The 25,044-nt window shown below is 62.5% G+C and carries 24 protein-coding genes, 3 pseudogenes and 1 other annotated feature; of the genes and pseudogenes, 10 read left to right on the top strand and 17 right to left on the bottom strand.

The window, feature by feature from the left end; genetic code table 11:
• Window positions 1-101 precede the first annotated feature (101 nt).
• The gene (locus P9A17_RS25855) at window positions 102-689 is read left to right on the top strand and encodes a helix-turn-helix domain-containing protein (RefSeq protein WP_278041608.1); all 588 of its coding nucleotides are present in this window, start codon (window positions 102-104) and stop codon (window positions 687-689) included.
• A gap of 363 nt (window positions 690-1,052) precedes the next feature.
• Here P9A17_RS25855 and P9A17_RS25850 read toward each other — a convergent pair.
• The 4 genes and pseudogenes from P9A17_RS25850 to P9A17_RS25835 form a co-directional block, all read right to left on the bottom strand.
• Window positions 1,053-2,318 (bottom strand): annotated as a pseudogene (locus P9A17_RS25850) (IS3 family transposase).
• Window positions 1,888-2,019, bottom strand: a sequence feature (AL1L pseudoknot). (Overlaps the previous pseudogene by 132 nt.)
• Before the next feature lie 51 nt (window positions 2,319-2,369).
• Window positions 2,370-2,519 (bottom strand): annotated as a pseudogene (locus P9A17_RS25845) (IS3 family transposase); the annotation flags it as partial.
• A gap of 256 nt (window positions 2,520-2,775) precedes the next feature.
• Window positions 2,776-3,447 (bottom strand): GNAT family N-acetyltransferase, encoded by a 672-nt coding sequence (locus tag P9A17_RS25840; protein ID WP_278041607.1) that lies wholly within the window; start codon window positions 3,445-3,447, stop codon window positions 2,776-2,778.
• Window positions 3,448-4,336: 889 nt separating this feature from the next.
• A complete protein-coding gene (locus P9A17_RS25835; RefSeq protein WP_278041606.1) occupies window positions 4,337-5,767 on the bottom strand; it encodes an MFS transporter in 1,431 nt (476 codons plus the stop codon).
• A 94-nt stretch (window positions 5,768-5,861) separates the two neighbouring features.
• Between P9A17_RS25835 and P9A17_RS25830 the strand changes: the two genes are divergently transcribed.
• Window positions 5,862-6,569 carry a TetR/AcrR family transcriptional regulator gene (locus tag P9A17_RS25830; RefSeq protein ID WP_278041605.1) on the top strand — a complete coding sequence of 236 codons (708 nt, stop codon included), beginning with the start codon at window positions 5,862-5,864 and terminating at the stop codon, window positions 6,567-6,569.
• Window positions 6,570-7,292: 723 nt separating this feature from the next.
• Here the strand turns inward: P9A17_RS25830 and P9A17_RS25825 are convergent.
• The 7 genes from P9A17_RS25825 to P9A17_RS25795 all read right to left on the bottom strand — a co-directional run bounded on the left by P9A17_RS25825 (window position 7,293) and on the right by P9A17_RS25795 (window position 12,530).
• Window positions 7,293-8,024, bottom strand: a complete 732-nt coding sequence (locus tag P9A17_RS25825) for an SDR family NAD(P)-dependent oxidoreductase (protein WP_278041604.1) — start codon at window positions 8,022-8,024, stop codon at window positions 7,293-7,295.
• 86 nt (window positions 8,025-8,110) lie between these two features.
• Window positions 8,111-8,887, bottom strand: a complete 777-nt coding sequence (locus P9A17_RS25820) for an SDR family NAD(P)-dependent oxidoreductase (protein WP_278041603.1) — start codon at window positions 8,885-8,887, stop codon at window positions 8,111-8,113.
• 88 nt (window positions 8,888-8,975) lie between these two features.
• Window positions 8,976-9,434 carry a nuclear transport factor 2 family protein gene (locus tag P9A17_RS25815; RefSeq protein WP_278041602.1) on the bottom strand — a complete coding sequence of 153 codons (459 nt, stop codon included), beginning with the start codon at window positions 9,432-9,434 and terminating at the stop codon, window positions 8,976-8,978.
• A complete protein-coding gene (locus P9A17_RS25810; RefSeq protein ID WP_278041601.1) occupies window positions 9,416-10,015 on the bottom strand; it encodes a nuclear transport factor 2 family protein in 600 nt (199 codons plus the stop codon). The genes P9A17_RS25815 and P9A17_RS25810 overlap by 19 nt, the downstream gene beginning before the upstream one ends.
• A complete protein-coding gene (locus tag P9A17_RS25805) occupies window positions 10,012-10,908 on the bottom strand; it encodes an NAD(P)-dependent oxidoreductase (RefSeq protein ID WP_278041600.1) in 897 nt (298 codons plus the stop codon). Before P9A17_RS25805 ends, P9A17_RS25810 begins: the two co-directional genes overlap by 4 nt.
• Window positions 10,905-11,465 carry a hypothetical protein gene (locus P9A17_RS25800; protein WP_278041599.1) on the bottom strand — a complete coding sequence of 187 codons (561 nt, stop codon included), beginning with the start codon at window positions 11,463-11,465 and terminating at the stop codon, window positions 10,905-10,907. The genes P9A17_RS25805 and P9A17_RS25800 overlap by 4 nt, the downstream gene beginning before the upstream one ends.
• A gap of 36 nt (window positions 11,466-11,501) precedes the next feature.
• Entirely contained in the window at window positions 11,502-12,530 is a 1,029-nt protein-coding gene (locus P9A17_RS25795) for an NAD-dependent epimerase/dehydratase family protein (protein ID WP_278041756.1), read from the bottom strand.
• Window positions 12,531-12,666: 136 nt separating this feature from the next.
• Between P9A17_RS25795 and P9A17_RS25790 the strand changes: the two genes are divergently transcribed.
• Window positions 12,667-13,542, top strand: coding sequence for a helix-turn-helix transcriptional regulator (locus tag P9A17_RS25790; protein WP_278041598.1), 876 nt, complete (start codon window positions 12,667-12,669; stop codon window positions 13,540-13,542).
• A gap of 194 nt (window positions 13,543-13,736) precedes the next feature.
• Here P9A17_RS25790 and P9A17_RS25785 read toward each other — a convergent pair whose 3' ends face one another.
• From P9A17_RS25785 to P9A17_RS25770, 4 genes are all read right to left on the bottom strand, one after another.
• Complete coding sequence (locus tag P9A17_RS25785) at window positions 13,737-14,228, bottom strand: nuclear transport factor 2 family protein (protein ID WP_278041597.1); 492 nt, start codon at window positions 14,226-14,228, stop codon at window positions 13,737-13,739.
• A 123-nt stretch (window positions 14,229-14,351) separates the two neighbouring features.
• Complete coding sequence (locus P9A17_RS25780) at window positions 14,352-14,519, bottom strand: hypothetical protein (RefSeq protein ID WP_278041596.1); 168 nt, start codon at window positions 14,517-14,519, stop codon at window positions 14,352-14,354.
• Window positions 14,520-14,775: 256 nt separating this feature from the next.
• Window positions 14,776-15,591, bottom strand: a complete 816-nt coding sequence (locus tag P9A17_RS25775) for an NAD(P)-dependent oxidoreductase (RefSeq protein ID WP_278041595.1) — start codon at window positions 15,589-15,591, stop codon at window positions 14,776-14,778.
• The gene (locus tag P9A17_RS25770) at window positions 15,588-16,052 is read right to left on the bottom strand and encodes a MarR family transcriptional regulator (RefSeq protein WP_278041594.1); all 465 of its coding nucleotides are present in this window, start codon (window positions 16,050-16,052) and stop codon (window positions 15,588-15,590) included. Before P9A17_RS25770 ends, P9A17_RS25775 begins: the two co-directional genes overlap by 4 nt.
• 1,149 nt (window positions 16,053-17,201) lie before the next feature.
• Here P9A17_RS25770 and P9A17_RS25765 point away from each other — a divergent pair.
• The 5 genes from P9A17_RS25765 to P9A17_RS25750 all read left to right on the top strand — a co-directional run bounded on the left by P9A17_RS25765 (window position 17,202) and on the right by P9A17_RS25750 (window position 19,508).
• Window positions 17,202-17,447, top strand: coding sequence for a type II toxin-antitoxin system Phd/YefM family antitoxin (locus P9A17_RS25765; RefSeq protein ID WP_278041593.1), 246 nt, complete (start codon window positions 17,202-17,204; stop codon window positions 17,445-17,447).
• Window positions 17,444-17,833 carry a type II toxin-antitoxin system VapC family toxin gene (locus tag P9A17_RS25760; RefSeq protein ID WP_278041592.1) on the top strand — a complete coding sequence of 130 codons (390 nt, stop codon included), beginning with the start codon at window positions 17,444-17,446 and terminating at the stop codon, window positions 17,831-17,833. The genes P9A17_RS25765 and P9A17_RS25760 overlap by 4 nt, the downstream gene beginning before the upstream one ends.
• A gap of 342 nt (window positions 17,834-18,175) precedes the next feature.
• Complete coding sequence (locus P9A17_RS25755) at window positions 18,176-18,718, top strand: thermonuclease family protein (protein ID WP_347403862.1); 543 nt, start codon at window positions 18,176-18,178, stop codon at window positions 18,716-18,718.
• A 171-nt stretch (window positions 18,719-18,889) separates the two neighbouring features.
• A complete protein-coding gene (locus P9A17_RS33260) occupies window positions 18,890-19,261 on the top strand; it encodes a methyltransferase domain-containing protein (RefSeq protein WP_347403858.1) in 372 nt (123 codons plus the stop codon).
• Complete coding sequence (locus tag P9A17_RS25750) at window positions 19,212-19,508, top strand: hypothetical protein (RefSeq protein WP_278041591.1); 297 nt, start codon at window positions 19,212-19,214, stop codon at window positions 19,506-19,508. The genes P9A17_RS33260 and P9A17_RS25750 overlap by 50 nt, the downstream gene beginning before the upstream one ends.
• Before the next feature lie 164 nt (window positions 19,509-19,672).
• On the opposite strand, the pseudogene P9A17_RS25745 reads toward P9A17_RS25750, so the two are convergent.
• Window positions 19,673-19,819: pseudogene (locus tag P9A17_RS25745) on the bottom strand (ATP-binding protein); the annotation flags it as partial.
• A 425-nt stretch (window positions 19,820-20,244) separates the two neighbouring features.
• On the opposite strand from P9A17_RS25745, the gene P9A17_RS25740 reads away from it, so the two are divergent.
• Window positions 20,245-21,519, top strand: coding sequence for an EAL domain-containing protein (locus tag P9A17_RS25740; protein ID WP_278041590.1), 1,275 nt, complete (start codon window positions 20,245-20,247; stop codon window positions 21,517-21,519).
• Between the two features lie 605 nt (window positions 21,520-22,124).
• Here P9A17_RS25740 and P9A17_RS25735 read toward each other — a convergent pair.
• Entirely contained in the window at window positions 22,125-22,802 is a 678-nt protein-coding gene (locus P9A17_RS25735) for a TetR/AcrR family transcriptional regulator (RefSeq protein ID WP_278041589.1), read from the bottom strand.
• A gap of 98 nt (window positions 22,803-22,900) precedes the next feature.
• On the opposite strand from P9A17_RS25735, the gene P9A17_RS25730 reads away from it, so the two are divergent.
• On the top strand, window positions 22,901-24,946 hold the full coding sequence (locus P9A17_RS25730; RefSeq protein ID WP_278041588.1) for an alpha/beta fold hydrolase: 2,046 nt from the start codon (window positions 22,901-22,903) through the stop codon (window positions 24,944-24,946).
• Window positions 24,947-25,044 lie beyond the last annotated feature (98 nt).

Raw genomic sequence — 25,044 nt, 5'->3', positions numbered from 1 at the left:
TACCCTTTCTCAAAATTCGCACCCAGTGCAAAAAAGCAAATCTTGCACCTAGTGTAATATTTGTCAACTGCCTTGCCGCGACGACGTGGACTGGAGACCCGATGGTGAGAACCGGCATTCGCGAGGCCAAGCGCCATGAGACGTTCTCGCGGATCGCGGCGACGGCTCTACACCTGTTCCAGCAAAATGGCTACGAGGCAACGACTTTGGATGACATCGCCGCCGCCGCGGGGATATCGCGGCGAACTTTCTTCTACTACTTCAGGTCCAAGGACGAAATCCTGCTGACGTGGCACGGTACGGGCGTGCTTTCAGGTGCGTTGGGCCCCTCGATGCTTCACGAATCGCCAGAGCAGACACCGTTGGAGGCCGCCCGTCATTGCTTGGTGGACTTGGCGGCACGATACGAAACCGATGAGTCCAAGACCGTCGACAAAATAATGCGATCCGACGAATCGCTTCGCCGGCGCAAAGTCGCAGTGCTCCTCACCATGGAAGAAGCGCTATTCGAATCGATGTGTGCACTTTGGCCGGAGCCTAAGCGTCGCCCAGAGCTGCGAGCAACAGCCATGATTGCCATTGGCGCGCTACGGCTATCCCTTGACGACTGGCGCGATACAGACGCGCGGCATCCATTAGCTCACTACATCGCCGCCAATTTCGCGTCCATCGCCCAGATCGCGCAGTAGGTCCGTCTGCGGTTGTGCAGCAGACGGATACTCCTAGTACGCGCCCACAGTCTCGGCGCGACGAACACTACTGTGCAAGAGTACATTTCGCACCAGCTACAACCGGGCAATAATTCAGACTTGGGTAATCAGACGGGCAGCGCTGAAAAGCATTGCTAGACAGCACTGTCACCAGCCCCTCACCTCGGGATCGGCGTTCACGCCGTCCGAAGCGAAGCGCTGCAACACCTGTCCAAAGCGTTTCGACTCGGCATCTGGTCTAGTCAATCCAAATTCCCACCTGCCGCGAACTGCCGATGGCGGACGAAACTGACTTCTCGTTTGCAGGAAGTTGAATCGCCCTGGTTCTGTCGGAGGCTCGGGCTATTGGATTCCGATCAGGGGTTGGTCGGTAGGGTATGCATCGTAGAACGCGGCTTCGGATTCGACTGGCGGTGGAATGTCGCCGAGGTAGCTGTGTAGCCGTGCGGTGTTGTGCCAGTAGACCCCAGCTGAGGGTGGCCAGCTCGACGTCTTCGACGGTCTTCCACGGCCCGCTGCGGGCGGGTCCGTAGATCAACTCGGCCTTAAAGTGGCCGTTGACGGTCTCGGCGAGAGCATTATCGAAACTGTCGCCCACGGTGCCGATCGAGGGCACGGCGCCGACCTCGGCGAGCCGTTCACCGTAGCGGATGGATGTGAATTGCGATCCCGCGTCGGAGTGACATATCAAGTCTTGCAATGTAGTTCCGCGTGACCACCGTGCCATCTCTAGGGCGTCGAGGACCATCGAGGTCCGCATGTGAGTGGCTGCTCGCCACCCGACGATCATCCGTGAGTACGCATCGACGATGAAGCACACATAGGCGACCCCGGCCCAGGTGGGCACGAACGTCAGATCCGTCACCCACAACTGGTTCGGTGCGGTCGCGGTGAAGTTACGGTGCACTAGATCCGGGTGCCGGGCCGCGGCTGGGTCGGGTTTGGTGGTCCGCACACGTGTGCCGCGCCGCACCCCCGCGATGCCGGCCGCTCGCATCAACCGGGCCACCTGATCGCGGCCGACATCGTGGCCGGCCCGACGAGCGGTTTTCCAGAGCTTGCGGGCCCCGTACACGCAGTAGTTGTCCTTCCAGAGCTGGCGCAACGCCGGTCCCAGGACGGCGTCACGTTGCGCCCGCGCTGACGGCGGTCGAGTCTTGGCGTCGTAGTAGGTGCTCGGGGCCACCTGCAGGCCTGCGCTGCGCAGCACGGTGCAGATGGGCTCGACCCCGAACTCCTCGCGGTGGGTATCGATGAAGTCGACTATTTCTTGTGTTGGCGGTCGAGCTCCGCCCCGAAGAAACTCGCTGCTCGCTTCAGAATTTCGTTGGCGCGCTTGAGCTCTCGGACCTCCTGTTCGAGTTCCTGCACCTTCTTCGACTCCGCGGTCGTCACCCCGGGCGCCAAGCCTTCATCGATGTCGGCCTGGCGCACCCACATGCGCACTGACTCCACGCCGTAGCCGAGCTGACTGGCTACCCGCGCCACCGTGCCCTGGTCGGTGCCCAGCTCGGCCCGCAACGACCGGACCATCCGCACCGCTGCGGCCTTCTCCTCGGCACTGTAACGGCGTGTCGTCGGCTTCCCAGGCGACTGTTCCTTCGGCATACCTGCATCTTCGTTAAGGTCAGGAGCCTCCAACATTTCCAGGGCGATTCACTGCGATCCCGCGTCGGAATGACAGATCAAGTCTTGCAACGTAGCTCCACGTGACCACCGTGCCATCTCCAAGGCGTCGAGGACCATCGGGGTCCGCATATGGCTCGCCGCCCGCCACCCCACGATCATGGCGGGCGAGAACGCTCAGATCGACCGACCAGGTTTACGAATGGTGTGCACTTCCGGAATTAGATGAGCCTCAAGGAAAATTTCAGCGAGCGTGACAAACACCCGCTTTGCCACGTTGCGCACCGGGGAGGCCCGCCTGGCCCCATCAAGCGTCCGTCTGCTCGTGGCTTAGGCGCCATCCACCACGCTTCATCGCATGACGCATCGTCGGCCACCAGTCTGAGCAATCAGTACTGGCCGCCGCGCGAGTACGTTTCCCCACCCTCAGAAGTCCGTGTTACAGCGTCTTTTCCATCCAGAATGAAGCGTGTGGGTTGCCGTTGTAGTCATCGATTCTTCTATACCCCGCAGCACCATACAGTCCCTGAGCGGCGACCATCCCCGATGCGGTATCCAGCCGAACAGATCGGTACCCGATCACTCGCGCTTCCTCCTCGATGCGGGCGAGCAGCTTTCGAGCCACACCTCGTCCTCGCGCTGCAGGAGCGACGTACATGCGCTTAATCTCGCCAGTTTCGGCAGTTAGGCGGCGCAGACCGGCGCAAGCGATAGGACCATCCAGAACTCCAGCGAGATCTGCAAGTAGAAATGCGCCATCCGGAGGTGAGGGGTCCTCTGCGACCCCGCCGCCCGCACTTTGCTCCAGCAGAATGCCCTGAGCGACGGCAAGTTCGTCCGCGTACTCGGCAAGTACGCGCCGAGATTCTGCAGTATCGGGGTGCGCCATCCGAAAAACTGGGCCCTCGCTCACGGCGTACTCAGAGTTTGTCATCGAAACCACCTCGCCCTTCAGATTTTGCACCCGCTGATGCGCGAGCTGACGCGAACACGCCTTCAATCTGCGCGTCACGCAGTACAGCTCATCATGACCCTTCCACGATTGATACGCACCTTGATGTGCCGCTGAGTCATTAACTCGCCTCGCGGCAAGGCGCAGATCTTGGCGCATATGTACGACATCGATACTTGGGGGCCCAAAGGCTGTGCGGCTACGACGCCAAATGTCGGACATGCTTGTATCCCGCAAGGCTGGAGTGTGAGATGCATTGGCGCTGAACCGAAACGCCGATTGCATGTCGCTTACCCAGATCGCCGGCGAGCTCCGCATGAGCGCGGCGACGTTGTCGGCTTCACGCAGGGCCGCCGCCTGGGCACCGATTCGGTCCGGCCTGCCGTCTGCCGTTAGGTCGACCGGTCATCTGGCGAGTGTTGGGTATTGGTGCACCCAGCTATGTTCGAGGATGCATTCCACCACGAATCGCGCTAAGTCTACCCGGCTTATCCCGATGCCGTTTGGCGGAATAGCGCCGTCGCCGACGCGGTAGGAACCCGGGTGTTCGCTATCCTCGAGGCGCCCTGGCCGAATGAAAGTCCATTCAAGATCGGATTGCGCTGTAAGGCATTCCATTTCAGCCATGTCGGTGTACGCGCCGCGTCCGATGGGCATAAGCAGGTAGCGGTACCACCAGCGGTAGCCGGGGTCGCTAGCGCGAACGCCGCAGGAGGTGATGCCAACGAACCGCCGCACTCCGACTGTGTTGCTAGCCGCGATGACTGCTCGGGCAGTGTCGCCATAAAGCCCTCCGGAGGTACGGCCTCTGTGGCCGACTGCAGAGACGACGGCGTGGTGGGGGCGCAGCACGGCGACAAACGTCGAGGGGTCTCGCGAATCTCCCACAAAGACCGTCAACCCAGGTGTTTCGACTTCCATGTCTGCTGGATTTCGGACGACGGCGGTAACCGAACACCCTGCCCGTAGGCCTTGCCCAACGATGTGTCGGCCGGTTCGTCCGGCTGCGCCGAGGACTGTCAGATGCGGTGCGATGTCTGTCATGTCCCTACTCATTCTGTGATGATCTGGATTGCTTCGGCAGCAGCGGGATGACACCGAAGCTGACTAGCGTGACCATCAAGACGACCCCGAGGGTTACACGCATCGCATCAATGGGCCCCCTTGCGAGAGCCGCAAAGAACACAGACGTCACCAAGACGGCGCCAACCCCGTTGGCTACCTGCTGGATTGCATTGAGTGATCCGCTCGCTGCGCCTGCTTCGCTTGGTGCGAGGTCGCCGAGGGCAACATTGAAGATTGCGTTGAAGCAGGGGCCGGCCCCTAGTCCGATGAGCAATGTTGCGGCACCAAGTTGCCACCACCGCGTGTCATCGCCGTACCAGGTGATGACCACTAGCATTGTCGTAACCCCTGCGCTGCTAATTCCCAAACCGACGCCCAAGACGTATCTGCCGATTCTGCCCAGAAGTGCCGTACACAGCATTGATCCCGCAGCAATTCCCAGAGTCAACGGAAGAAGGTTCAGCGCTGCCTGGATGGGCGAGAAATGCAGTCCCAGTTGGAAATACAGTGATAGCACGTACATCATGCCGCTGAATGAAGCGAAGATCAGCAGTCCGGCCACGAGTCCAGCGGTGAAGCCGCGATTGCCGAGAAGCCGTGGATCGAGCAAGGGATGCGCCGTGGTTCGTTGCTGCAGGACGAAGATCGCGAAACATATTGTGCCGATGCCCACGCCGGCTAACATCGGTGGAGTCCAGCCGAGATCCGCGCCAGAGAGCAGGCCGCCCAACACCCCGAAGACGGCCAGCATCAGCAAGACACATCCCATCAGGTCGATACGCACGTCGTGATTGGCGGGTACGTGTGGTAACACCTGCCACGCGAAGAGCAAACCGGCACCACCGATTACGACGTTGACCAAGAACACTGCCCGCCAGCCGAATCCGAACACATTTGCCTCGAGCAGGAGTCCGCCCAATAGCGGTCCGGCCACCCCGAAGACGACCAACGCCGGGGCGAAAACGGCGAACGCACGCCTCAACATGTCTTTCGGGAATGTCGCCGCCATGATTGCCATGCCCTGAGGAATGAGCAACGCACCGAAAGCTCCCTGCAAGACACGGGCAACGACGAGCATCGGCGCATTGACAGCACAGCCCGCCACGAGCGACGCAACGATGAATCCCGACATCCCAATCAGGAACGTCTGACGTTGTCCAAAGCGGTCACCGATCCGGCCGCCCACCACCATTAGCGAACCCAGAGCGAGCGCGTATCCAGCTCCCAACCACTGTACGAGCGACTCACCGCCGCCCAGGTCCCGCATAATCGTTGGAGCGGCGACATTGGTGATCGTCGCGTCAACCAGGTCGAGGGCGTCGGCGACCAGGACGGCAACCAGTACCAGCCACATTTGTCGTCTACTGATGTCACCGGCCCGGCCGGCGGGGGCCGATCGCGCCTGCGCACGCATCCAGGACTTCTTTCATAAGTCGATCGATAGCAACGTTCGCCGCACCGGCAACGAACATGTTCGTTACGAACACGTTCGTTATACACTGCGTCGCATGAGTTCTCCAATACGATCGTCACGTCGCGAGCCTGACAGTCGTCGCGCACGCCCCGCTAAAGCGCCTTTATCTCGGACGGCGATTGTGGATGCGGCCCTGATCGTCATCGAACGTGACGGCGAACGCCAACTCTCAATGCGAAGGCTTGCCGACGAACTCGACACTGGCGCAGCATCGCTATATGTGTACGTACGCAATACAACTCACCTGAAAGCGCTGATACTGGACCGGTTGTTGACCGAACTCGATGTTGCCTGGAACGGCGATGAACTTGCCTGCGATCGCTTATGCCGACTACTCACGGAGTACACCGACCTACTCATCGACCACCCGGCGATCATCCAGTCAGCGCTTCACATCTGGCCCGACGGACCGCGTTACCTCGATATCGTCGAATTGCTTCTACGCCTGCTGATGGCAGCAGGCGTCTCTTCGACGGAGCACGCAGCCTGGGCGGTGGATCTACTGCTGCAACATGCCACCGCGTGTGCCGTCGAATGGAGTCACCGGTCCACCACCGGCGAACAAAGCATCGGCGACTTGGTCACCATCCTCAATGAGGCAGACCCTCGGCGGCACCCAACGTTACACTCCCTGGGGCCAAGCGTTTTCACTGCGGGGAACCCAGATGAACATCGCCATTGGAACATCCGCATGATTGTGAGCGCCGTACTGCGCCAGGCCATCTCAACCCAGCCAATCTGATCGCCGGGGAACCGTCTCGCCCGACGGTGCGAGCCTGTTTCCGCGTCGTCTACCACCGCCAGACTCGGACTTCCTGGGGTCAACGTCACACCCCTGATGCCGAGTTCTTCGGCGATCTCGGTGATCGTGGCAACCTCGGTATCCCCATTACCGCTCCACAGCGCCGCGCATGAACTCCTCGGGGTGATGCTCCTAGCCATCAGAATGGACCATCTCGCATCTTTCTCTCGCGGGATTCCTTGTGCCCAACAGGTGGGTCAACGCGCGAATCATCCTCGTCGAGTGGCGGATGACTGAAGCCTGGATGCAGGTAGGCGATGGAGGCGGCGCTGTCGTTACATCTACAGCGGCAACAGCATTCATTCCCTTCATAGTTGCTTTGGTGTCGTTCAGCGCGGCGACTTCCTGTACGACGATGCTTCGTCACACCGACAAGTGCGGGGGAGCGTCGGATTGCAAGGTCGGCGCCAACTACCTGAGCAAAGCCGAATTGCCGCGCCGGGCGCCAGCCGAGCTGAATCTTCGGGTGTTGTGTTTCGAGGCTCGACAACGCCGCCAGCAGTTGTTGTCGAAATCTGCGCGCCGAGGGTGACTGATGCAGCCACCCAGGCTGAACGCTAAACCACGGCATGGCCAGCCCGAACAATTTCGACCAACCACACTGCCTGGCCCTGACCCGCAACCGCTCTCCGCATAGCAACGGCTGAAACGAGTTGTGTCGGTTCAAATTGCTTGATCGAGGGTGGCTAGGGCATAGGTGCCTGCTGCGTTCTCGTCTGCGATACCTACTAGTGGACCCACCTGGTTGCCGCCGGCCCAAGTGGGGTCGATGGCGGCGTTGAGGAGCACCTGGACAGCTTGGTGAATTTCGCCAGTCGCGTGTGGAGAGGCGAGCTTGGTGGGGATCCAGCCGGGGTGGACTGCGCCGACGCGCCAGTCCGGTTTACGGGCGGCCCATCCGAGAGCGGACAGGATACTGAAGGCTTTTGCCTGCCCGTAGGCGTGTGCTGGGTCGCGGTCTGTGGGGAGTCGTTTCGGATTGACGCTGACTCGAAGCGCGAGGTCGCTGGCAACGAAAACGACCCGGTCGGCGCGGTCATGGAGAAGGGTCGTGAGCAGGTGAGGGGCGAGAACATTGACGGCGAGGGTCGGTTCGAAGCCCTGGACGCTATCGGGAACGGACTGACGCACGTAAATACCGGCGTTGTGCACCAGCGCGGAGAGATCCTCGATCTTCTCCGCCATAAGACGAACTTGGTCGAGGTCGAGGAAATCGGCGTGGACGAATCTTGCCGCCCGGATGTTTACCCCGGCCTCACGGAGGGTGTTCCGTGCATCTGCCTCACGGCTGGCGTTGCGGGCATGAAGAATGACCTCGTGCCCGCGTCGGAGAGCCTCCGCTGCCGTAGCCAGGCCTATTCCGTCGGTAGCGCCGGTGATGAGAATGCGAGGCATAGTGTTCCTCCGCTGTCTGGTTACGGTCCAGCGCCCGAGCACCCGACGTGCGCAGTGGAATGATCTGGCACTGGCGGTGTGGATAGTCAGGGCCTGTAGCGGGTGGCGAGCTGAACTGATTGTGCGCCGAAGGCGGCGAGGTCGGCGTCCGCGACCGCTTCGAGGAGGTCGTGGTCCTCGACGCTGGGTGCGCAGATCACTTCTCCGAGCTCCAGCGCACGCAGGCTTGCGGTGACCACGTCGTGCGGCGACATGCGGGGGGCGCCGCTCATATCGATGCCTTGCCGCTGATGGAACTCAGTTGCGACAACCCCTGGACAAAGTGCCTGAACGGCAATTCCGTCGGCGGCGAGTTCTGCGGCGAGGGTTTCGGAGAACGCGACGAGGTGGGCGTTCGCGCCGACGTAAACCGCGCGGCGCAGGGGCAATTGCTCCAGGGGCGCGGGACCGCTGTAGGCGAGCATCCCGGCGACGTTGATGATCGTTCCCGCACGCCGGTCGACCATGCCCGGGGCGACGGCGCGAGCGAGGAGGGTGGGCGCGATGACCTTGACGAATAGGAGTTCGTTTGCCCTCTCTTCGGGCAGCTGGCTGAAGGGCATGTAATGGGCAACGCCGGCATTGTTGACCAGCAGGTCGACAGCGCGGTCGGCAACGCCCTCAATCACAGTGGCGATGCCGTCGTGGGTGGCGAGGTCGGCGGCGACGGGTGTCACATCGACAGGGAGGGTGTCGGCGAGCCGCTGTAGGCGGTCGAGGTCGCGGCCCACGGTGATTAGCTCGTAGCCGTCCGCCGCGAGACGTTCGGTGAACGCCTTCCCAATACCGGACGATGCTCCGGTGACCACGGCGAGGGCGCTCATGCTGCTGTCCAGGGGGTGGCACGGGTGTCGCGCATGGGCGTGAGTCCTTTCGATCAGTGCACCTGCGGGGCGCAGCGCAATGGTGGTGTCAGGTTCCGGCGGGTGGCGAGTAGCGCACGTCGCCGATGATGCGTTTGCGGGTGATGCGCCAAGTGCCGTCGAGGTGGCAGAGTTCGTCTTCATGACGGCCAAGGCCGAGGACGTGCAGGGGCTCGCCGGGGGAGACATAGTAAAGAATCGTGCGAAACCGGACCGTGGCCGTCCTTGTGTCCTCGTGGATGTCGACGATGGGGTTGGCGACGAAGTGCCGCCCGAAGCTTCCCTCTGGGCGGGGGCGGGACACCGCGCTCAGCACATCCCTCGCACCGGCGACGCCGGCGCCGGAGGCAGCGACCTCAGTACCGTTGATGACGAGCTCGAGAGCACCGTGCTGGAAGAGCGCCGCCAGCTGGTCGAGGTCGTTGTTGTCGAGATACTCAATGAACGTGTGCTCGAGATTGAGAATCTCCTGGTAGGTGCCGCCGTCGGTCATGCGTTCTTCAGCCATTCGTGTTCGGCGTCGTACTGACGGGCGACGGCAGCAGGCCGGTCATCCCCGAGCAGGTTCTCGCGAAGGGGGAGTCCCAGGAGGGCGTGGTACCAGGCGAGGTACCGGTATGAGGGGCGCCGGCCGACCAACTCCGCCGCAGTCACCGGAAGGGCGGCTCCGGGAAGAACTGGGGTGAGGGCGTCACGCTCGTAGATTGAGGTCAACCGGACGATCCGCCACACACGGCTCGCCTCGCGGGCGGCGCGGTACTGGTTGCGGCAGTAGGAAACGAGGTCGGCTTCGACACCGCCGATCATGATGCGGAACTCAATTGTGACGGGCACCTCCGCCCAGGCGCGGTCACCGTGGATGTGCACGGCGGGCACGGTGATGCGGTGCACACTGTGCCCGTTCCACCCGTCCGGGGACTCGGCCATGAACTGTGACCGGCGCACGAACTCGTGTCCCGAGCCCTGAAACCAGCTCATGTCGACGACCGAGTCCGCAGCGTAGGCGTCGCGCATCTGCTCCCACCAGCCACGATCGCGGCCCTGCCGTTCCCGCAGGATCAGCTGAATGACCGCACTGACATCACTCACTGCTCTTCTCCTTGTGCTGGTAGGGGTTCGGGGTTGAGGAGTGCGACGACGGTGGTGAGGCTTGCGGCTCCCGCGATCCCGCGCGCCGTGGTTTTCGCGGCGTCGATGCCGGCCTCGGTCATGGCCTGTTGGAACAGGTCCATGTCCAGCAGCTCGACCTGTGCCAGGTGCGCGGCGGTCTGGGTGAGGCTGACGGGACTGTTCGTGGGTGTCCGCACGAGTGCTTCGGAGGCGCCGCTGCTGAGCTTGATGGCTTCGGCGAGGGCGATGGGGTCGATGCCCAATTGCATGGCGAGGTCGATGATCTCGGCGATACTGGCCTGGTTCATCATCAGCAGGGTGTTGTTGAACAGCTTCACCAGCTGTCCGGCTCCGTGTCCACCGCAGTGCAGGACGTGGGAGGAGTAGCTGTGGAACACCACGCTCGCGGTTTCGAACGCTGCGGCCGGGCCGCCGACCATCGTGGTGAGGTTACGCGCCTCGGCCCCCTGCCTGCCGCCGCTAACCGGGGCGTCGAGGAAGACGATGTCTGCCTCCGCGCAAAGTTCGGCTGCTCGGGTGGCGTTGCCGGGGGTGCCGGTGCCGGCGTTGACGATGATCGTTCCCGGCTGCGCGGCGGGCAGCAGCTCCTCGGTGAGGAGGGTGAGGACGTCCGCTTCGGTGGGGACGCAGAGGATGACGATGTCCACTGTCTGCGCGAGGGTGTTGACCTGCGCGTGCTCGATTCGCGGAGTGTCGCCGAGGGCGTCAAGCGAGGCTGGTCGGCGCGCCCACACATGCAGGTCAAGACCGGCCTGGGCGATGGCGCTGGCCATCGGCAATCCCTGGTCGCCGAGACCGATGAACCCAACCGCAAGATGCGCGGCGTCAGTGTGGGCGAGGCTGCCGGTCACCATGGGAAGGTCTCACTGTCATCAACATGGGTGCCGGTGGGGAGCGGCACCCTCCCGACGACGCCGCGATCGCTATCTGTACCGGAGCGGCTGGTTGGCATCGCGGCGTTGAAATCGGTGTTGGTGCGGCCGGGCTCGACGGCGGTCAGCTTGATCGCGGGCTCGGTCGTCGAGTATTCCAAGGTGAGCATCGGCACGGCCGCCTTCGAGGTGCCGTGGATTCCGGATGCGGAGTTCAGTTCGGTCTTGTCCAAGTTGGTCACCCAACCGAACGATCCGAGGATCGCTGCGCCGGGTTTGTTTGACGCGCGCTGCAGCGGGAGCACCGCCCGGGTGGCCCGCATGACACCGACGGTGCCGGTGCTGCACCTGTCCAACCGGTCGTCGCCGAATGGTTCATGCGGGGAGAGGCCACCGTTGTCGGCCCCTCCGATTGTGTCCGCAGCGAACCGGCCACGGCGGGCGCCGATCCACCCGCTGTGCACGCGGTCGGTGAACTGTCGCGCGGTCTCGAAACCGATGCCCTTGTCGGCGCCTGGGGTGAGGACGGCGGTCATCACAAATCTGTCCTGAACTGTCGGTTGGATGGGGGGCTACCTGTCGAGCCCGCGAATGACCATGCTGCGGCCGGCGGCGATGATCGCCTCACGGGCCGGCCGCGGTGTAACCCCCAACACCGTGCGGGTCTTGGTGTTGGAGACGCGCTTGGTGTACCCGAGGTCCGCAGCGACGGATTTGTACTCGTCCCGAAAAAGTGCGGTCAGCCGGACGACAAAATCCGGTATCGACCGAGTCGGGACCTTCGACGCCTTCTCGCCGAGCTCGGCCCTCAGAGTCGCGCCGATCTTCTTCATCGCGATCGCCGGCTCGCCGGTTCCGACGAGGAAACGCTGCCCCTCCGCGCCCGGCGCGGTCATTGCCGCGACGTGGGCCGCCGCGACATCCCGCACATCGACGATGGGCACGAACATATTCGGGTAACCGGGCATGCGGCCGCTCAGGCTGTTCTGCACGATGTGGTTTGCGCCGGAGACTTCGTTACCCATGACAGGTCCCATAACCGCGACCGGCAAGATGGTCACCAGCTCGATCTTTGTGTCAGGCTGCGCAACGAAGTCCCATGCGGCCTTCTCCGCAAGAATCTTGCTGCGCCCGTACACGTCCACGCCGGGGCCGTTGAGCGGCGACCAGTCGTCCTCGGTGAAGACATGGTCGATGCGCCCGTGGCCGAACCCGACAGCGTGAAACGCCGAGGTCAACACGACGCGTTTCACTCCAGCACTGTGGGCGGCGCGCAGCACACGCAATGCCCCGTCACGCGCTGGGGCTATGACCTCATTCTCATCCTTGACCTTGCCGGTGTGGATGGGCGAGGCGAGATGGATGACGTAATCCATACCGACGACCGCATCCACCCAGCCGGCTTCCTTCATCAGGTCTGCCTCTACGAAGGTTAGCGCCTCGATGCGGGCCGCCCCGGCATCCCGCAACACGTTGCGGACGGTGGCTTCCTTGCTCAGGGAACGAATGGTGGAGCGCACCGAATGGCCTTGTTCCAGGAGCTGAACGATGACATGTCCGGCGATAAACCCGGACCCGCCCGTGACTAGAACGTGTGACATTAGAGGCCTTTCGAAGCGTGAAGTCCGAGCGATACCTCGATCTTCGGCGCCCGGCAGGCTGCTACCCAGACCCCTGCTGACACTGGTAGTGGCAGGGCCTAGCCACCGCCCGGAGCGTCCGGTTACCGTGGCGGATATGGCCGATGAGCCGAACACCTTGGGTGAGTACCTCCGAGCCCGACGTGAGCTCGTCGCCCCCGAACAGGTTGGGATCCCCGTCCTCGGTGTCCGCCGCGTGCCTGGCCTGCGCCGAGAAGAAGTCGCGATGCTCTCCGGCATCAGCGCCGAGTACTACCTCCGCCTTGAACAAGGGCGAGACCGGCACCCCTCCGCCCAGGTACTCGAAGCGATTGCGCGCGTTCTCCAACTCGACGACGACTCCTACCTTCTCAGCCTCGCTACGAAACGTCCTCGACGGAAACACCCGCGACCCCGGCGCGAAGTGCTCCCCGCCAGCACCGCGCGCCTCGTCAACGAGCTCCCGTTCGCGGCCTTCGCCGAAGGCCGCTACCTTGATGTCCTCACGGCAAACCCCCTAGCTGCGGCAATCTCCCCAAGGCTGGTCGCCGGTGGCAACCGGCTCCGGGACGTGTTCCTCGACGAGGCCGAGCAAGACCTCTTCGAGGACTGGGAACGCGCAGCCGCGGCTCTCCTTGCCGGGTTCCGCAGAACGGTCGGCAACAATATCGACGACCCCCGCGTCGTCGAACTTGTCGGCGAGCTGTCTCTGGCCAGCCCGCAGTTCCGCCGCTTGTGGGCCCGCCACGACATCGCCGAACGCGCTGGCGCCCAAGTCAAGTTCGAACATCCCACCGTCGGCCAACTCCTCCTCGACCGCGAGAAGTTGGCCGTCGCGGGCACTGACGGCATCATGCTCGTTCTCTACCACGCTCAGCCCGGGACTGAATCGGCGGAACGGCTGGCGCTGCTCGGGTCCATGGTGACTCCCTGCGCGTCGGGCCAGCGAAGGGCACACACACCGGGTGACGCGCCCACATCGTCGTCTACGTAAGACGACCATTCAGCGGTGAGCCGTCCTGTCGCGCCCGACGGCAAGGTGCTCGGCACGATGGCCGATCACGTTGATGCGCTCGCTCCGAGCGATTGTCCACGCGGTGGCCGCGTCGGTCGATCGCCCCAAAAGGGGTCGAGGCCCTGCGGAACTGATGTGCGACGAGCTGTCCTCGATCAGGAGCGTTGCACCGACTAACTGAACCTGCGCGGTATACGAGCGTGAGATTTTCTGCGATACAGAGCCTTTCGGGGCTCGCCCCCGCCGGTGGCGAAGTCGATCGGCCAGGAGACATGGTCGTGGATCATCAGCCAACGCCCTTCGATGAGCCCGAAGCAGTTGGTCGTGCGCGTCCACGCGTCGATCGGGCTGCCGAACATGACGCCCGACATCCGGACCGCACACCGGGCAACCGCAAGCTCGCCACTGGCGTGAATGATCAGATCGGCGATCTGCAGTCCGATTGGCCCGTCGAAGGCGGCGTAGAACGTTTCCCAATTGCGCCGCCACATCGGGCCACCACTGAACTCCAACGGCGGGATCAGGTCGAAGGCTGTGAAACCCTCGGGTGCACAGAACGACATGATCACGTCGACATCCTTGGAGACGAAGGCGTCCCGCCACGCGAGCATGCGGTCCCGGATCTCATCTTCCAGCGGCCGGGCCCCTGTAGACGTCTCAGACATAGCTGCTCCTTCCTCTTGGACCCGCGGTGAGCCCAAACGATCGGCTTGTGGTCGAGCGACGCCGCGACAACTGGTGGGACACGACTGAACGTTCGGTTCAGGCCGAGCTGCATCCGGGCGTGGTCAATTCCCTGCTGGGTTGGTCTTTCGCAGCACGAGGGTCTGGTCGTGTTCGATGGCGCCTAGGGGCGTCCAAGCCCGCGGACTGCCGAGAAGTTGTTTGACGGGTTCGTCGGCGAGGGCGAGGTTCGCGCAGACGAGGATCCCGCCAGGCCGCAGAGTGTCCCGCATCCTGCTCAGCAGGCCCTGGGCCAGCCGACCTCAGGCCGGGTTCGTAATGCGGGAAAATTTGGTAATAGAAAGGCCGCCAGAGCTTTTGGAAGTAGTCGTAGATGTTCGCCTGCTGGCGGGGGAGGCCCTCGCCGATCAGCGACACCCCAGACCCGAGGCTGAGATCGGCGACGATGTCACCACCGGTGGGTTCCATGCGGGGTTGCGCGCGATCCCCGCCAGTCCATTTCGCTCGCACGCCTTGTCGTAAGGTCGGTTACACCGCGTCGTCGGCGCTGGCCTGGTACATCGTCGCTACGGAAGGCCTAAACCCGAGACTGCGTGCGAGCGAACCGTCCAGGTGTCCGTTCCATGGATTGGTCAGCGGTTCCGCCGTTTCGAGGTAGTCGGCACCGACGAGACGTGCGATGTCGTAGACGGATGCGGGACCGTCATCGACGATGTTCACGACGCGACCGTCAGTGGCGCCGGTAAGAGCCAGCAGGACCGCAGTCGCGACGTCGCGATGGTGGACGAGACTCAGTGTCTGCGCGGGATGCCACTGCCAGGAACCCAGGAGCTGCGGTGCGGAGTGAAGGTGCCCATCTCCGTCGCCGTAGACGAAACCGAGGCGAAGGATCGACCACGTCAGTCCACTGCGGCGCAGCACGCGTTCTGCTTCGAGCTTGCTGGCGGGATAGGGCATCGTCGGATTGACACGATCGTCTTCGCGCGCCGGCCTTGGCAGGTCGGGGCCATAGACCAAACCTGTGCTGGCCATGATGACACGGGCGTGGGGTGCGTGCGTTCGCACCGACTCAACGAGATTCGCTGTGCCATCGAGGTTCACGTGACGAATCTGATCGGTGTCAGGGGTGCGCAGGACCGCTGCGAGGTGTACCACGGCCGAGATGCCGTCGACGGCCTGGCGAAGAGATCCGGGGGCGAGGAGGTCACCCTCGACTGCGGTCACGCCTGGCGGGAGACTCTTGCCAACCCTCACCATCGCACGGCAGTCGATCCCGGCATCGATGAGACGTGGCAGTAATCGCGAGCCGACAAGGCCCGTTGCCCCGGTGATGAGAACAGTCATTGTGCGTTTCCTTTGGACAGATGTTGATGAAGTCGATCGGTGGCCTGCCGCAGGACCTGGACGGTCGTATCGAGGTCGGCTTCAGGGACGTCGGCGAATGCAACGTCCAGGATGTGATCGATCGGGTCGGGCAGATCGCGCCACAGCGATGCGCCGGACGCAGTGATGGTCAGAATCTTCTGGCGCTGATCACGTATGTCGGGAGCCTGCTCGACAAATCCTTTGCGCACGAGCGCCGCAACGACACCCGTGAGGGTCGCACGCTCGACTCCTAGGATTCGCACCAGTTCGCGCTGTGCCGTCGGTCCTGCCGTTGCGAGTTGATACAGCACATACCACTGGGTGACCCCGAGATCGTAGCGACGAAGTAGCGACTCCATCATCTGTCGCGACGCTAGGTGATACCGCTTCGCCCACGCTCCCGCCGAGTCATGCTGCGGATTCATGTATTCGTTAGGCACCTTACCACTATGTAAGGTGCCTAACGACTAAGTCAAATGGCCTCGCCTTCCCGCAACTCGGTGACAGTCGTCACGGCGGCAACGTTCAATCACACTGGCGTCATGGCGTCGAGCGATTCAGGTCCGGCCATTGCCAGTTAGCCTCGCCGAGTGACCCGTCGACCCAATGGCAGCACCGCCGCCCGGTCCGGCTCCATCCGGCGCCGGCCCCTGCGGGGCGACCGAAAACTCACCGCCCCGGATGTCTGCGGCGCACTCAACGGTGCGTATGTCGCAGCCACTCGTCGGCCATTCTCGCCCGCGTGACGGAAAGACACGGCGGCCGGTGCCCGTGGTCAAAATTATCGCAGTACGTAATCTACTAAAATACAATAACTTTGAGCTTTACATGACATAATCTATGTTATTGGCACGTCAAATCTGTTGTTATACACAATATTTCAGCCGGGCATTACACTGCGTGTACATCGTTTGTGCACGCCCCCGACCGGCGTGACCGGTCGGGGGACGGCAACTCCCGCCCCGTCGCACTCGGCCAACGCGCTATAGGACGACGGGGGCCGGGAGCGCTCGCATCAACCGAACCTCACCTTCGTCCAGAAGGGCGATATAACGTCACTGTGACGAAATATCGCCAGTGGGCGTCTATCAGGGTCGCTGATATGCAGGACGACTCCTATCGCTGAAAGGCTGGGTATAGCGACGAGAAGGCGGCAGAGTTCAGTTGCGACGACTCAGCGGTACAGCATTAATGTCCAGCGAGAGTGCGGAAGTCATAGGCCGACCGGAGCAGTGAAGCCAAACCGTAAGCCAATTACCCTGCTATTCAACCACTTTCATTGGTTACGCTCACGATCAATCGATGCCGATAATCTACGTTATGTCATTAACGATCGAATTACATTGTTTCGCAGTATATTTGAATGAACCTCCCCTCTTTCTGGCCTCTATGCATTTGGTAGATGGCGGAGTTCGGCCCAGTTCTCGACGCGACTGTGGCGAACGTTGGGGGCATGCCGCACGCGCAGGCCAATGCTGTCGTCGCTCATCGCCCATTGTCGCTGCGCCCACGACAGGCAGTGATTGGCGACAACCAAGAACGAGCTAGTAACGCTAGCGCGACACGCGTGTCGACGGTACGCTGGTGTCATGACCGTGGAGAAGGTTTCCAGTACCGACGCCAAGAACCGGCTCAATGCGCTCCTCGCTGACGTCGAGCGCACCGGAAAGACCGTGATTATCACCAACCACGGTCGCGATGTCGCACGTCTGGTGCCCGCTACCCCCACCCCGCGGCAGTTCGGCCAAATGCCGAACCTGTCGATACCGAAGGACTTCGACGCGCCGTTACCGGATACCGAGCTGGCGCGGTGGGAGGGCGACGAGTCCTCGTGAACATCCTCTTGGACACCCACACCCTGCTGTGGCTGCTCCGCGAGCCGACCACGCTCGATCCCGAAGTGCTCGCACACCTGGCCGACCCCGCAGCATCGGTGTCGGTCAGCGCCGCGTCAGCATGGGAGATCGCGACCAAGACCCGCCTCGGCCGACTCGACGGCTCGACACTGCTGGCGACCTGGCCGAGCCAGCTAGAGGCGATGCGCGTGGATGACCTGTCGATCGATTCCGACGATGCGATCCTCGCCGGGCGGCTCCCCTGGGAACATCGGGATCCATTCGACCGGGTGATTGTCGCCCAGGCACTGCGTCGCAACCTCACACTGGCCACCCGCGACGCGAGAATCCTTGCCGCGGCGCTGATCCCGACGCTGAAAGCCTGAGACCGTGCGCATGGAGGAGACCATGACTGCAGCTTCTGAGTCGAAACCGCCAGCGGCACTGCGTAATCGCGCAGCGTGTATTCGCCTTGGAATCGCCTGCACGCTCATTGCCGTTGTCGGCGCGTGCGCCCCCTCTTGACCCCCGGCGGCGGACGAAGCTCCAGCTCCAGCAACCGCCACAGTGCTCCAGGTGGTCGACGGTGACACCATCGACGTCCGCGACGATATACGCGGCCGTCTTCGCGTCCGACTGCTCGGCATCGACACACCCGAGGTTCACCGGGGGCAGGATGGTCGGTCGGCTGCTGGGGCCCCGAAGCGGAACGCTTCGCCACCGAAACCCTGACCGGACAACGCATTTCCTCAACTGCCGACCTTACTCAGGACACCCACGACCGCTACGGCCGCACCCTTGCTTACGTAAACCTCGCAGACGGGCGGGACTTCGCCGTTGAGGCGGTACGCGCCGGCATGGGCCGGTTCTTCGTGTACGACGAGAAGCCGGTGAGCCGCTACCCCGACGTCAGGGCCGCCGAAGACGAAGCACGCGCAGCGCTGCGCGGGTTGGGGGGACCACCCGGTAATGCCGTAGAAAGTCCGTCCCGACCTGACTTGATACCGGTACACCCGGAACCGCGCAACGACGAGATCAGAAGGTCGCCAACCATGACCCTAAACCGGCCCTACACATTTGAGCTGGCGGCGATGGCGCTCGCCGATCCTGGACAGCACGATGACGTCAGGGCCCTGGCGGAGCGCAACCAGGTAGGCGCCGACCACTTTGAGCGAACCATTCTAATCGTGACGACGATTGCGGCCAGCGGCAAAAGAATTGAGGGCTACGTGCACCGCGAGTACATCGTTGACGGCTGGCTTCACGGCTAAGGAGATCACCGAAGCGGGAAAGTTCCTGACCTGGCTGCTCACGGAACACTGCACGACCATCGACTGTCAACGGCCAGTTAAAACTGACCCCCTATCGACGAACTGGAATTGACCCCAGGCATTACTGCCCCGGGAGTGGTGTCGATTATTAGCGAGGCTTAGATTCAGCTGATGACGAGGTACGACTGGTCGGGGGTCACGTACTCGGTGAGCCGTCGCACCGATCCGCGGGTGGCTGTGGCCATTAAGCACGCACTGGGCGAAAGTGACTCGGTTGCCAACATTGGGGCTGGTACTGGCTCGTATGAGCCGCCCCAAACGGTCGTGGCCATAGAGCCGAGCAAGGTGATGATTGCGCAGCGCGGGCCTCGCGCTGCTCCGGCAATTCAGGCCGCCGCCGAGCACCTACCCCTTCGGTCGAAGGCCGTTGATGACGCGTTGGCGGTTCTGACGGTTCATCATTGGGGGGGATGTGCGGCGGGGTTTGGAGGAGATGGTCCGTATCGCTCGTCGGCGCGTAGTCATCCTCACCTGGGACAATGACATCTTCTCCGATTTCTGGCTGGTGCGCGATTACCTGCCCGCCGCGGCGCGAACCGATAATCGCCTGGCCGTGCCGATGAAGCTATTCGGCGAGGTGTTCGGCGAAGTGTCGATAACTGCGGTATCGGTCCCGCATGACTGCGTGGACGGTTTCGGCGCGCCTTTTGGCGACGTCCGCATGCCTACCTCGACGCTACCGTTCAGGCAGGTATGTCGATGCTGGCCCTCACTCCGCGAGCTCAGATAGCAGATGGGCTGCGACAACTTAGTGACGATCTCGCTGATGGTGCTTGGGAGGAAAGGTACGCATCACTGCTTGACCAGACAACCTTCGACGCAGGCTACCGGCTGGTGGTTGCAGAGCTGGCCTGAATGGTTCAGTGGGCGCGCGATTACGCTCGCACCAATTGCTCACATTCGTTCGCTCACAGGGTCTTTGGCCAGGAATTGTCGGCGCTGGGGGGTGCGATAGGAGTCCCCGGTCAGGGTGAGCACTTCGGCGTGGTCAACGAGTCGGTCGATCATCGCTGCGGCCACGACATCGTCGGAGAAGGTTTCACTCCTAGATTCACTCGAGTAGCAGATTCTCAGGCCGGCGCGGGGATAAAAGCCCGTCGTTTCTGTCGAACAGCCGTGCCGGCACTATGTCTTCGAGAGCACCGCATCCAGCGGCTCTTAGCCGACTTGGACCAATTAACGGGGTCCGGCCACCGGCGATAACGCAGATGCAGAAGCGGTGTGAGTACTCGTGAACGTCACCGCCTTCGCGGTGGTCGTACTGAAATTTTCAGACGTGGGACTCAACACTGTGCGCTAGGCCGACGGTTCCGACCTCGAATTATTTAGCACGATAATATAATTGGCGTCACATTTTTGTAATACTCACGAGGACAGGCTAATTGAAGTGGTGACATAATGTTAGGACGTGGGCTGTTGCGCTCACCGAAAAGATGTCCAGGTCTTGACGAGCTGGGGTCGGCGGAATGGAACGCTTCGAGCAGGCACTGACTGCGTTGATGGATCCCGCCGAGCTGATGCGGCGGATCGCAAAGCAGAGCTGCCTCCTTGCCCCCTGCGCGCGCGGCGCAGGGATCAGTTTGTATGCTCCTGGCGATCATCTCGCAATCGTGGCCACTTGCGGGACAACAGTTTCCGAGGTCGGGCGAATTATCGAACTCGATAGCGACTTCCAATTGCACGCATTGAAGTCTGGTCGAGGCGAAGTCGCAGGTGATATTTACATCGATACGCGCATTACCCCTGCAGCACGGGGATTAGCCTGGATCCTTGGACTCCGGTCATGGCTGGCGGTACCCCTCATCCATCGCAAGGAACCTCTTGGCGTGCTTTCCGTTCTGGCTGCGGCTCCGGATGCTTTCTCCGAGGCCGATGTCGAAGCCATCGATTCGCTCAGTCGAATTCTGTCGGCCGTGCTGGAATCCACGACGAATATCTCTCAGATGCTGGCCGACCTATTCGGCACTCCGACAGTAGGTTCGACGTTGCCGCGGGCGCGCTTTCTCACCGGGCTACTCAATCCAGACGAATTTGAACTCTTGGAATTGCAGGAAGGCATCGACACACTGCTCGAGCCTGACGGGATTCAGGCTGTCTTCCAACCCATCGTCGACATCAGCACTTGCACCGTGGTTGCTGTGGAAGCGCTGTCACGATTCCCGCACGCGGCGCATCGCGATCCCGCGCAATGGTTTGCCATTGCGCGCAGACTTGGCCGCGGCGTCGAGCTCGAACTACTGGCGCTGAAAACCGCGCTGATCGCTGCCACAGATCTCGCGCCGGAACTGCCGCTGGCGGTCAACCTCAGCCCCGCTGTCGCCTTGAATCCGCAAGCGCACCGATTGCTCGAGTCCATAAGCCGTCCCGTTGTCGTCGAACTCACCGAGCACGAACCGTTTCCGGCCGAACTCGCAACACGCTTGAAACCCCTGCGACGACTAGGGATTGACGTCGCAATCGACGATGCCGGCTCAGGGTTCGCGAATTTCGCCGAGATTCTGCGGTTGCGACCTGACGTGATCAAGATCGATGCGGACATTGTCGCTGGCGTGGACGAAGATCCCGCTCGGCAAGCCTTAACCACCGCCCTGGTCCTCTTAGCCGACGAACTCGGGGCGGTAACGACGGCTGAGGGCGTCGAGACCGACGGACAGCGGATCGTATTGCACCAACTAGGCGTTCGCTATGGTCAGGGATTCCACTTCGGCCGCCCGCGGCCCATCGCCGAACTCGCCTCCTAGACGTCGACAAGCAGGGCTGGGGAGCTGGCACTGCAACCGGGTGAAGTCGCACCGAAGCGGCGCGAGAACACCGTCTGCCACCTCTCCAGCCCTGCTCTTGTTGGGGCCATTCGCTCCGACGACGGATGTCATCTCGCGCGGCTATGCACGTGACAACTAGTCGGGTTGCTGTCCTTAACGCTACGGCGTCGCGTCATGGTTAAATTCTCAGTGACACAATGGTATTGGTGTCACAGACGATGATCGGTTCGGCGCGGGGTTCGGAACCTTCGTCGATAGCCGCACTGGGCTCCGCCCATCACGATGTCGATGCAGATATCGTTTCTGGTAGCGAATGGTCCAGCGCGGTGGGCGGTGCCAAGTCGCACGATCTCAGCGACGAACGTTGCACCGCAACAGTTGTCGAGGGGGTGTCCAGCAGCAGGGTTGTCTTGCTTTGCTTTAGCAAGGCTCTCGCAACGATCAAGGGCGTGAAGTGCGACTGCCTGCCGCCCATCATCGTGTCGCCGCCTGAGACGCGTGCCGCCAGAACTTTCCGGGTTCTATTCCTAGGCCACAAACAGTTACGGTCGATCGAGGTGCTGGGTAAGACAGCGACGTTCGATCTATCGACCGCGGGGGCTCGAAGACTTCTCGCGATGAACTTTTTGCGGTGCCGGATGCTCAACCAATAGGGCGGGCAACACGAATGTGTGCACGTAGCGGCGGGCAGCTCCCGCATCGACGAGATCGGGATTGAGCCCCAGTAGGAAGCCGACGCATGTCGTGATGAGAAACTGAGTTACGTCGCGCGTGCAAAGACCTGGGCGGAACGCTCCCCCATCGTCCGATTTCATCACTGCCCCTACGGCACTCTCGACAACCGCGGCGAGGCCACCGCTGGCGGCCACCGCATGCGCTACCGAACCGTCCTCGGACTCTTGGGACACCGTGCGCAGTATCGGGTCACGGCTCAGTTCTGTTGCAACGATTACGAGACTCTCAGTCAACATGTCGTGGACGCCGGCGCCAGGAGGTAAGCGGTCCAAGATTCCGCCCAAGTGCCGATGTGTGGCACGCTCGACTAGCGCATCCAACAGCGCCCGGCGGTTGGGGAACTGACGGTAGATACTGGCCCGTGAATAGCCCGCTGCCGCAGCAATGGTCTCCATCGTCGAGGCCCGATAACCGAAGTCGAGGAACGATCTCTCGGCGGCATCCATCAGATGTTGTCGCGACTGTTCGCCGCTGTGGCCGCCGCCAGGTGGCCGGCCGCGGCGGCGCTTCTGCGGTGCAGCGGGCATAGACGGTCCTCGGCGATGCGGCACGAGCCGCGGTCGCGGACTCGTCATCCAGTATTGCGTAGTGATGTCGCCCGCTCAGCTGTGCCCCTTTCGCAAAAATGAAACATGTGGTGAAGTATGTTTCATTAATCCGTCCGGCATTGAGCGCGCGGGCCGGGAACGAGTGGGGGCAAACGGTGACGAGGAATGGCACAGGGTTGTTCGCGCTGGGTGTGGTGACGACGGCCACGTGGGCGCTGCTATTGACCGGGGCCGCCAGTGCCGCGGCCGACATTGGTGGCGAGTCGGGCGCAGCCAAGAGCGTCGCCGCGGATTCTCAAACTGACGATTCGCCGTCGGCGGGCCCGCCCGATACCACCGACAAAAGCAGTACCGAACAGGACCGCGATTTTCCTCGCAAAGACCAAAAGAGCGCCGACGATGCACCGTCAACCGGGAAACCTGTCGACAGCACGCCCGCCGAGAGTGGCAGTGTCCCGACCGACCTAGCCGCTGGCGAAACTCCAGCCGTCGCGCCCACCGACGACAGCGAGCGCGGACCCGATGAGCCCGCACCTGATGTCGCTTCGGCCCCGGCGGCAACTGTCGAAAACCCCAAGAGCGTTGAGCGTCAACGAACTAAAGGGCGCTCTCCTGCGTCGCTTGAAACGCCAGCTTCCTCACACGGAACGGTCACGAGCACCCCACCGAACGCCGACGAGCCGAAGGCGGCGTCGCCGCCGGACACCTCAGCCAACCCCATCACGGTGCCAGGCGCCGTCGTTGCATCCGAGAACGCCAGTCCGCCTTCAGGTTCCACAATTCAGGACGTTCCGACGGCGTTGAGGCCCCCCTCCCCCTCGTCCGGACCACGCCCCACTCTTGCGTCGTTGACAGCGGTTCCTGCAGCCACGAGCACGTCAGAGTCTGACGCTCCACGAAAGCCCACTCTCGTCGATGTCATCGGATCGATCGCCCTCAATCTGCTTGTCGGCGCGATTCACCTGCTCGACGGCCCTCCGGCGGTTCCGGCCGGCAGCAGCGTGACCGTCCGCACGTCGAGACTGACGGTTCCTGTGGCTGGAGGCCGCACCGTCCAGGCCGACTGGTACTTCCCGGACAACGCCGACACGGCAAATCGGCTGATCTACTTCCAGCACGGCTTTCTTGCCAGCGGCCCGATGTATAGCTACACCATTGCCAACCTTGCCGAAAAGACTGGCAGCATCGTCGTCGCTCCTTCCCTGTCGTCGAACTTCTTCGACCCCGATGCCGTGTGGGTTGGCGGCTATCCGATGCAACGCGGTATCGCCGACCTCTTCACCGGTGACCGCGGCTCCCTCACGCAAAGTGCCAGCGACGCGGCGGGGCGGCCGGTGACTCTGCCCACCAGCCTCGTTCTTGTCGGACACAGCGCCGGCGGCACCCTGGTCACCGCCGCGGCTGGCCATATGGTCGACAACGGTTCGGTTGACCAACTTGCCGGAGTGGTGCTCCTCGACGCGGTGAACCCGAATGGCTCCACAGCGCTTCCGGACGGTCTTGCCAAGCTCGTCGGCGGGAATGACCGTCCGGTGTATCTCGTGTCGTCCGAGCGGTATTGGCTCAGCCGAAGCGGCAACGCAGCCGACGTACTCCAGGCCGCTCGCCCCGACCGATTCACCGGGTTCGGACTCATTGACGGAACACACATGGACTATATGGAGGGACCAAGCCCTCTGCTGCAGTTCGCGAGCTACCTTGTCGGCGGCTTTTCGCACACCCGCAACATCGAGGCAGCCAAAGACATCACCGTGGGGTGGATCAACGACCTCTTCGCCGGAACGCGGGAGGGCCGGTACGGGGATCCCGGCGAGCGGATCGAAGTTCCGACCGCAGACGGTGCTGCCACAGCGGTTGTGCTGCCTCTGGCGCCTCGCGATCAAACCTTATTCGACAGGGTCCTGTCGGCGCTCTTCGATTTCGCGGGCGCTGAGTTCTTCAACTATCAACCAATCGTCGGACGATCTGCTGCGCCGGCCGCGCTTCAGCACGGATGCGCGGCGGCGCGCCCGTCACTCGCGACAGCGACGTCAGATTGCCGACCTACTGATTCTCTTGAACAACAAGAGGAGTCCAGCGTTACGCCTCTGCCTCGCAAATCGCGTCTGGCCGTCGTCTCGTAGTTTCCACCGCGCCTCGCTTGCTGACCGGTACGACACGGACCTCGTATGCAGTCACCACCACCGGTACAGAAGCGTCGCTTCGAACACATCGGTGCGAG

The sequence above is a fragment of the Mycobacterium sp. 236(2023) genome (assembly GCF_029623955.1).
Classification (GTDB): Bacteria; Actinomycetota; Actinomycetes; order Mycobacteriales; family Mycobacteriaceae; genus Mycobacterium.
This window is presented reverse-complemented; position numbering and strand designations above follow the sequence as displayed.

Bases quoted from the DNA above. Each gene is read 5' to 3' on its own strand.
- P9A17_RS25855 (WP_278041608.1), top strand. From the start codon at position 102: ATGGTGAGAACCGGCATTCGCGAGGCCAAGCGCCATGAGACGTTCTCG.
- P9A17_RS25840 (WP_278041607.1), bottom strand. From the start codon at position 3,447: ATGCGCCAAGATCTGCGCCTTGCCGCGAGGCGAGTTAATGACTCAGCG.
- P9A17_RS25835 (WP_278041606.1), bottom strand. From the start codon at position 5,767: ATGCGTGCGCAGGCGCGATCGGCCCCCGCCGGCCGGGCCGGTGACATC.
- P9A17_RS25830 (WP_278041605.1), top strand. From the start codon at position 5,862: ATGAGTTCTCCAATACGATCGTCACGTCGCGAGCCTGACAGTCGTCGC.
- P9A17_RS25825 (WP_278041604.1), bottom strand. From the start codon at position 8,024: ATGCCTCGCATTCTCATCACCGGCGCTACCGACGGAATAGGCCTGGCT.
- P9A17_RS25820 (WP_278041603.1), bottom strand. From the start codon at position 8,887: ATGAGCGCCCTCGCCGTGGTCACCGGAGCATCGTCCGGTATTGGGAAG.
- P9A17_RS25815 (WP_278041602.1), bottom strand. From the start codon at position 9,434: ATGGCTGAAGAACGCATGACCGACGGCGGCACCTACCAGGAGATTCTC.
- P9A17_RS25800 (WP_278041599.1), bottom strand. From the start codon at position 11,465: ATGACCGCCGTCCTCACCCCAGGCGCCGACAAGGGCATCGGTTTCGAG.
- P9A17_RS25795 (WP_278041756.1), bottom strand. From the start codon at position 12,530: ATGTCACACGTTCTAGTCACGGGCGGGTCCGGGTTTATCGCCGGACAT.
- P9A17_RS25790 (WP_278041598.1), top strand. From the start codon at position 12,667: ATGGCCGATGAGCCGAACACCTTGGGTGAGTACCTCCGAGCCCGACGT.
- P9A17_RS25785 (WP_278041597.1), bottom strand. From the start codon at position 14,228: ATGTCTGAGACGTCTACAGGGGCCCGGCCGCTGGAAGATGAGATCCGG.
- P9A17_RS25780 (WP_278041596.1), bottom strand. From the start codon at position 14,519: ATGCGGGACACTCTGCGGCCTGGCGGGATCCTCGTCTGCGCGAACCTC.
- P9A17_RS25775 (WP_278041595.1), bottom strand. From the start codon at position 15,591: ATGACTGTTCTCATCACCGGGGCAACGGGCCTTGTCGGCTCGCGATTA.
- P9A17_RS25765 (WP_278041593.1), top strand. From the start codon at position 17,202: ATGACCGTGGAGAAGGTTTCCAGTACCGACGCCAAGAACCGGCTCAAT.
- P9A17_RS33260 (WP_347403858.1), top strand. From the start codon at position 18,890: ATGACGAGGTACGACTGGTCGGGGGTCACGTACTCGGTGAGCCGTCGC.
- P9A17_RS25750 (WP_278041591.1), top strand. From the start codon at position 19,212: ATGGTCCGTATCGCTCGTCGGCGCGTAGTCATCCTCACCTGGGACAAT.
- P9A17_RS25740 (WP_278041590.1), top strand. From the start codon at position 20,245: ATGGAACGCTTCGAGCAGGCACTGACTGCGTTGATGGATCCCGCCGAG.
- P9A17_RS25735 (WP_278041589.1), bottom strand. From the start codon at position 22,802: ATGCCCGCTGCACCGCAGAAGCGCCGCCGCGGCCGGCCACCTGGCGGC.
- P9A17_RS25730 (WP_278041588.1), top strand. From the start codon at position 22,901: ATGAAACATGTGGTGAAGTATGTTTCATTAATCCGTCCGGCATTGAGC.